This window comes from Devosia sp. (assembly GCF_041917035.1).
Lineage (GTDB): Bacteria > Pseudomonadota > Alphaproteobacteria > Rhizobiales > Devosiaceae > Devosia_A.
On sequence record NZ_JAYRYM010000296.1, the window covers coordinates 1 to 4,212 of the forward strand.

A 4,212-nucleotide genomic window follows, 5' to 3' on the forward strand; every position below is an offset into this window, starting at 1 on the left:
GCGTCGACCGTATCGAGGGCGAGCCGCTGCAGCGCCTGCTCGTAGGAGCGCATCACTCCGTCGTAACTGTAGTCGAAATTGACCTCGAAGTTCAGCCCGCCGGTCCACGGCGACCGATCGAAGGTCCTGGGGTCCTTGGGGCGGTGCAGCGTGCGGCCGACCTTGGTGGTGATCTGGAACTCGGCGCGCGGCTTGGTCCTGAGGAAGCCGCCGAGACGATGCTCGGACAGTCCGCGTCCGTACCACGGAGCGGTATCGTAGAAGCGCACGCCGGCGTCCCAGGCGGCGTTCAGCGTGGCCTGCGAGTCGGCCTCGTCGACCTTGCCGTAAAGTTCGCCGATATGCGCAGCGCCGAACCCGAAAACGGGCAGTTCGAGCGCCGTCCTGCCGACCTTGCGGCGAGCCGAAACGGTGAGCGTCACGGTGATCTTCTCCCTGGTATGGCCCGGGCGGCTTGGCGCCGCTCTCGTCTCTGTTGAGTAACTTGTCAGACAAAAATTAGTTTGACAAGTTTTTATCTTGCCGCCAAACCTGACAGTCGACCGCCATCGTCACGCCAAGATGACGAGGTGGCGAGGGAGTGAATTGTCGCATGGAAATCGGTGGCACCTATCCGATGCTCTATGCCTTCTTCGATGAGGGCGGGCGCCTCAGGCGCGACGCCTTCGCACGCCAGATCGAGGTGTCGATCGCCTGCGGCGCTGCCGGAATCGCGGCGCTGGGGCTTGGCACCGAAGTTGCCAAGCTCGGCCGTTCCGAGCGCCGTCAGGTGGTCGAGTGGGTCGCCGAAATCGTCGGTGGGCGGTTGCCGGTCGCGATCACCGTCGCCGACGGCAATATCCCGGACATGATCGAGAGCGCGCGCTTCGCGGTGGGGGCAGGGGCCTCCTGGCTGATCCTGCAGCCGCCCCGGCCGCCGGCGTCCCCGGCCGACCTGATCGAGTTCTTCGCTGCAGTTGCAGCGGCGGTCGACTGTCCGGTGGCGATCCAGAACGCGCCCGAGTTTCTTGGCATCGGCCTGAGTGCAGGCGAACTGATCGAACTCAACCGGCGCCAGCCCAATGTCAGCGTGGTGAAGGCCGAGAGCAGTGCCGTGCAGGTCGGCCGGGTGATCGAGGCCATCGCCGGCCGGATGCGCGTGCTCAATGGGCGCGGCGGGCTGGAACTGACCGACAACTACCGCGCCGGGGTCGACGGCATGATCCCCGGCACCGAGACGATCGACCTGCAGGTGCGGATCGAGCGCGCCATGCGGGCCGGCGACGAGGCCGAGGCAGAGGCGCTCTACCGGCGCATCCTGCCGCTGCTGAGCTTTGCCATGCAGGGGCTCGGCAACTTCCTGCTCTACGGCAAGCTGGTCGCGGCCCACCGGCTCGGGATCGCACCGAGCGCCAACCGCATTCCCGCCGATGTTGCCACGGCAGCGGGCCTCGCCTGGGCCCGCAGGCTGGCCGACGACCTCGGGCCGCTGCCCGCCTGAACGACCGGAGTCACCGATGCCGCGCATAACCGATGTTCGCTCCACGATCTGGGAATGGGTCGGGCCCGTCGCGCCGATGCCCCCCCACTTCTGCACCACGGCCGGCGACATCGTCGCCGACGTCACCGGTTCGATCGCCGGATTCCGCTTTCTCGGCTGGCTGGTGGTCGAGATCGAGCTCGATGACGGCACGATCGGGATCGGCAATGCGGCGCTGGCGCCGCATGCCACCAAGGCCACCATCGACACTTATCTCAAGCCCCTGTTGATTGGCACCGATCCGCTCGACAGCGAGTATATATGGCAGTCCATGTACCGGCGGACGCTGCCCTTCGGGCGCAAGGGCATCGGCATGACGGCGATCAGCGCCGTCGACCTCGCGGTCTGGGACGCCAAGGGCAAGCTCCTCGGGCAGCCGGTGTTCAAGCTGCTCGGTGGTCGCACCAAGTCGAAGATTCCGGTCTATGCGAGCCGCCTCTACTCGCAGCCGCTCGACACGCTCTACACCGAGGCGAAGGCCTACGCGGAGCAGGGCTTTCCGGCGGTCAAGCTGCGCTTCGGCTGGGGCCCCAAGGACGGCTTCGCCGGCATGCAGAAGAACGTCGATCTCGCCCGCACGGCGCGCGAGGCGATCGGCCCGGATGTCGACCTCATGGCCGACTGCTACATGGGCTGGAGCCTTGAGTATGCGAAGCGCATGCTGCGCATGCTCACCCCCTACAACCTGCGCTGGGTCGAGGAGCCGGTGATTTCCGACGATCTCGCCGCCTATGCCGAACTCAAGGCGCTCAACTACGTCGCCATCTCGGGCGGCGAGCACGAGTACACGCTGCACGGCTTTCGCCAGGCGCTCGATCTCAAGGCCTTCGACATCGCGCAGTTCGACGTCAACCGGGTGGGCGGCATCACGGCGGCCAAGAAGATCACCGACCTGTGCGAGGCCTATGACGTCACCGTCATCCCGCATGCCGGGCAGATGCACAACTATCACGTGACGATGTCGAGCTACGCCGCACCGATCTCGGAGTATTTCCCCAAGGTACCGGTGGAGGTGGGCAACGAGTTGTTCTGGTACATTTTCGACGGCGAGCCGGTGGCCGAGAACGGCTACATCGACCTTGCCGACGACCGGCCGGGCTTCGGCCTGACGCTGAAGACGCCGGATGCCAATTTCAAGCTGACGCGCTGAGGGGGACCCATGCCGACCTTCCCGATCATCGACACGCACCTGCACGTCTGGGACCAGACGCGGCTCAAGTACTCGGCCTTCGACGGGCACCCGCTGTTCGGGCACCCCTACCATGTCGAGGATTACCAGCGCGACTGCGGCCAGCTCGAGATCGAGGCGATGGTCTTTCTCGAGTGCTACGCCGATTTCTGGGAGGGCGGCGGGCAATATGTCGACGAGATCCGCTTCGTCGAGGACGAGGCGAAGCGCGATCCGCGCATCAGGGCCATCATCCCGATGGCGCCGGTCGAGTGGGGCCGCAAGGTAGAGCCGATCCTGCGCGAGATGCAGCAGAACCATCCCTCGGTGCGCGGTATCCGCCGCATCATGGAGTTCGACAGCGATCCGCGCGCGCTCACCCTGTCGGAGGGCTTCATCGAGGGCGTGAACCTGCTCGAGCAGTTCGGCTGGAGCTTCGACATCAATCCGAACTACACGCAGATGGACATCATCCGCGAGTTCGTCCCCAAGATCAGCAGCGGCGTGCCGATGATCCTCGATCATTGCGGCAAGCCCGGCATCGCGCAGGGCGCGATCGCGCAGTATCGCGATGACATCCGGGACCTGGCGCGCTATCCCAACATGTACGTGAAGCTCTCCGATCTGCCGCCCTATGCCGGCCCCGACTGGACCGAGGCGGACCTGCGCCCCTACATCGAGGCGACGCTGGAGCATTTCGGACCGGAGCGGACCATCTATGCCGGCGACTATCCGATCCTGCTGCAGTCGACCAACATGACCGAGTGGGTGGAAATCCTCGACCGGGCGTTCTTCGATCTCGGCCTCAATGCCGCCGACACGCGCAAGATCTACCGCGACAACGCCAACCGCTTCTACCGGCTCGGGCTCTGAGGGGAGAACCATGACGCGTGTCGCGGCAGGAAAGGCAGGCGCCATCGGAGTCGAACCGGCCCCGGGCGATGCCTTTTCCGAGCTGATTGCCGCGTCCCGGGCGCCCAAGCAGAGATCGGATTTCGGCGGTCCGGTGCTCGAGCGCCGTTCGATTTCCGAGCAGGTCGCCAACCGCATCATGGGCATGATCAAGTCGGGCAACCTCAAGTCGGGGGACCGTCTGCCGACCGAGGCGCAGATGACCATCGCCTTCGGCATCTCCCGCCCGCCGCTGCGCGAGGCGCTGAAGGCGCTGACGCTGATGGGTGTGCTCGAGAGCCGCCAGGGCGGCCGCTACACCGTCACCGATCTGTCGCCATCGCGGCTGGTTGCGCCGTTCAACGTCATGCTCAGCGTCACCGACTATGACGTCGACGAGCACTTCGAGGCGCGTGCCGTCGTCGATGTCGAACTGGTCCGCCTCTGCACCGAGCGGGCGGCGCCCGAGTGGCGGCAGCGCATCCTCAAGCTCGCCGTGGACGGGCGCGCCTTCCACGACGACCCGGTGGCCTTCCGGCTGCTCGATATCGAGTTCCACCAGGCGCTCAACCAGGGTGCCCACAACCGGCTGCTGACGGCCCTGTCGCAGGGGCTGTACGATGTCGGGCTCGAT

General features: G+C 65.9%; 5 protein-coding genes. 4 read left to right on the forward strand and 1 reads right to left on the reverse strand.

Going from position 1 to position 4,212, the window contains the following annotated elements; all coding sequences use genetic code 11:
- Positions 1 to 422, reverse strand: a 422-nt coding sequence (locus ACE3TU_RS19720; protein ID WP_374627347.1) for an aldo/keto reductase, incomplete at its 3' end; no start/stop codon positions are given.
- A gap of 170 nt (positions 423 to 592) precedes the next feature.
- Here ACE3TU_RS19720 and ACE3TU_RS19725 point away from each other — a divergent pair.
- The 4 genes from ACE3TU_RS19725 to ACE3TU_RS19740 form a co-directional block, all read left to right on the forward strand.
- Positions 593 to 1,480, forward strand: coding sequence for a dihydrodipicolinate synthase family protein (locus ACE3TU_RS19725; RefSeq protein WP_374627349.1), 888 nt, complete (start codon positions 593 to 595; stop codon positions 1,478 to 1,480).
- Between the two features lie 16 nt (positions 1,481 to 1,496).
- The gene (locus ACE3TU_RS19730) at positions 1,497 to 2,669 is read left to right on the forward strand and encodes an L-rhamnonate dehydratase (protein WP_374627352.1); all 1,173 of its coding nucleotides are present in this window, start codon (positions 1,497 to 1,499) and stop codon (positions 2,667 to 2,669) included.
- 9 nt (positions 2,670 to 2,678) lie between these two features.
- The gene (locus ACE3TU_RS19735) at positions 2,679 to 3,560 is read left to right on the forward strand and encodes an amidohydrolase (protein ID WP_374627354.1); all 882 of its coding nucleotides are present in this window, start codon (positions 2,679 to 2,681) and stop codon (positions 3,558 to 3,560) included.
- 10 nt (positions 3,561 to 3,570) lie between these two features.
- Positions 3,571 to 4,212 (forward strand): FadR/GntR family transcriptional regulator (locus ACE3TU_RS19740; protein WP_374627356.1); only part of this gene is annotated, 642 nt, incomplete at its 3' end.

What these genes read in the sequence shown, in the direction of transcription:
- ACE3TU_RS19725 (WP_374627349.1), top strand. Translation starts at nt 593, where the DNA reads ATGGAAATCGGTGGCACCTATCCGATGCTCTATGCCTTCTTCGATGAG.
- ACE3TU_RS19730 (WP_374627352.1), top strand. Translation starts at nt 1,497, where the DNA reads ATGCCGCGCATAACCGATGTTCGCTCCACGATCTGGGAATGGGTCGGG.
- ACE3TU_RS19735 (WP_374627354.1), top strand. Translation starts at nt 2,679, where the DNA reads ATGCCGACCTTCCCGATCATCGACACGCACCTGCACGTCTGGGACCAG.